Annotated in this window: 3 protein-coding genes and 1 pseudogene; 3 read left to right on the forward strand and 1 reads right to left on the reverse strand. The window is 67.6% G+C overall.

Features of this window, described 5'->3' with window-relative positions; genetic code table 11:
- From Ae331Ps2_RS32820 to Ae331Ps2_RS28800, 3 genes and pseudogenes are all read left to right on the forward strand, one after another.
- Nucleotides 1–257 (forward strand): transposase (locus Ae331Ps2_RS32820; protein WP_217695660.1); only part of this gene is annotated, 257 nt, incomplete at its 5' end.
- Nucleotides 254–1138 carry an IS3 family transposase gene (locus Ae331Ps2_RS28795; protein WP_075329840.1) on the forward strand — a complete coding sequence of 295 codons (885 nt, stop codon included), beginning with the start codon at nucleotides 254–256 and terminating at the stop codon, nucleotides 1136–1138. The genes Ae331Ps2_RS32820 and Ae331Ps2_RS28795, both read left to right, overlap by 4 nt.
- Nucleotides 1139–1368: 230 nt before the next feature.
- A pseudogene (locus Ae331Ps2_RS28800) lies at nucleotides 1369–1458 on the forward strand (IS5/IS1182 family transposase); the annotation flags it as partial.
- A gap of 36 nt (nucleotides 1459–1494) precedes the next feature.
- On the opposite strand, the gene Ae331Ps2_RS28805 reads toward Ae331Ps2_RS28800, so the two are convergent.
- Nucleotides 1495–1756 (reverse strand): hypothetical protein (locus Ae331Ps2_RS28805; RefSeq protein WP_371336475.1); only part of this gene is annotated, 262 nt, incomplete at its 5' end.

Genomic DNA, 1756 nt, shown 5'->3' on the forward strand with positions numbered 1-1756 from the left:
ATAAGGACCAGGCCGTCAGTCTTGTCCTCGATTCCGGCCGAACAATCGCCGAGGTAGCGAAGAGTATCGGCGTCCACGAGATGACGTTAGGCAAGTGGGTGAAGAAAGCACGCGAATCCGGGCAGGTCCCGGACACGGACCTGTCCGAACCGGAGCGGGCCGAGCTGGAACGGCTCCGCAAGGAGAACACGACCCTGCGAATGGAGCGGGACTTCGCAAAAAAAGTAGCGACCTGGTTCGAGAAAGAACAGCCGTGAAATACGCGGCGATCGCGGACTGGGCAACCGAGGGCGAGTATCCGGTCACGTTCATGTGCGCCCAGCTCGGCGTGGCCCGACAGGGCTACTACCGGTGGCTCAAGACCGGACCCAGCCAGCGGGAACGCACCGACGCCGAGCTCACCGACACGATCCGAGAGATCCACCACGACCTGCGCGGTGACCCCGGCGTGCGCCGGGTGTGGGCCGAGCTGGTCGCTCGCGGCCACCGGACCGCCCGCAAGCGGGTCTGGCGGCTCATGCGCGCCGCCGGCCTGCAAGGCCGCCACCCTCACACCTGGCGCAAGACGACCGTCGCAGGTCTACGCCCGATCGACGCCCCGGACCTGATCGGGCGTGACTTCACCGCCGAGGCTCCCGACACCCGCTGGTGCGGCGACATCACCTACATCCAGACGGTCGACGGCTGGGCCTACCTCGCCACCGTGATCGACCTGCACTCCCGCAAGGTCGTCGGCTACGCCGTGGCCGACCACCTGCGCACCAACCTGATCACCGAGGCCCTCGCCGCCGCCCTGCTCACCCGCCGCCCACCAGCCGGAGTGATCATGCACAGCGACCGCGGGACGCAATACACGAGCCGGGAGTTCACCGACTTCTGCGCCGCCAACAATGTGGCCCGATCGATGGGCCGACGCGCCACCTGCTTCGACAACGCCGTCGCCGAGTCGTTCTTCGCCAGCTACAAGAAAGAACTCATCCACACCCGGCCATGGAACGACGTCACCGAGGTCCGACAGCAGACATTCGCGTGGATCGAGAGCTACTACAACCGTCGCAGACGGCACTCCACCCTCGAATACTTGACACCCACCGAATACGAGCTAGGATTCAGGAAAATAACCGACTTGGCAGCCTAAACCGGCGTCAAAGAAATCGGGAACACTCCAAGACGGCCACGCCGGCCCCACGCGCACCGGCGCTCGGCGCGGCCGCGCCTGCCACTGCAGGCCGGGAGACGCCGAGCCTCGAGGAGGCCCTCACCCTCCTCGCCGACGACGCCGACGCCCTCAACGACCGAATCCTCGCCCTACTCAAGGGCAACCCGTGACCACCGTAGGCTCTCGTCGTCACCTTACTGTTGAGGCAACGCAAGTGGGTGCCGGATCGGGCCGCTCTGGCGGGGATCGTTTTCGTGCTCAAGACCGGGATCAGCTGGAATGCCCTGCCTCCCGGGCTGCACCCCGGTTGGGTGAAGGTGGGCATCTGAGCGGGATCAGGGCAGGCCGGTGCGGGCGGCGATGTCGGGCAGCGCGAGCTGCAGGGCGGCGGTGGCCACGGCCCAGGAGTGCCCGCCGGGCAGCACGAGGTGGCGGACCTGCATCCCCGACGAGCGTGCGAGATCGACGAGCCGGGCGGACTTTGCGACGTCGTCGCCCTCCTCGGACCCGACGACGACGGTGCCGGACACCCCGTCGTATCGGCGGGCGCGCAGCAGGTCGGCCGGGTTGACCGCGCGGAACCGGGCGTCGTCGCCG

The sequence above is a fragment of the Pseudonocardia sp. Ae331_Ps2 genome (assembly GCF_001932405.1).
Taxonomy (GTDB): Bacteria; Actinomycetota; Actinomycetes; order Mycobacteriales; family Pseudonocardiaceae; genus Pseudonocardia.